Origin of the sequence: Pseudoalteromonas sp. SIMBA_162, assembly GCF_046535955.1 — a bacterium.
In the GTDB taxonomy this organism is placed as follows: domain Bacteria; phylum Pseudomonadota; class Gammaproteobacteria; order Enterobacterales; family Alteromonadaceae; genus Pseudoalteromonas; species Pseudoalteromonas marina.
On record NZ_JAWJBQ010000980.1, the window covers coordinates 1 to 245 of the forward strand.

Consider the following 245-nt stretch of genomic DNA (forward strand, 5'->3'; position numbering starts at 1 on the left):
CGGCTACGCAAACTTTACCACACCGGTTTTAAATACGAATCTTCGCGCCAGTTCTGTTCAAAATTTGTCTTTGATATTTATAAAGAGGCGCTATGTATTCCGGTGGGTGAAATAGAGACGTTTGGAGAATTGTTAAATAGCAATCCGAATGCAAAACTCACTTTCTGGAAATTCTGGTTCCTGGGTTCTATTCCGTGGGAGCGTAAAACCGTTACGCCAGCCAGTTTGTGGCATCATCCGGGTTT

Annotated in this window: 1 protein-coding gene; it reads left to right on the plus strand. The window is 43.3% G+C overall.

Annotation, left to right across the window (positions count from 1 at the left end):
- Positions 1 to 245 (plus strand): YiiX/YebB-like N1pC/P60 family cysteine hydrolase (locus R0J88_RS22635; RefSeq protein WP_410901269.1); only part of this gene is annotated, 245 nt, incomplete at both ends.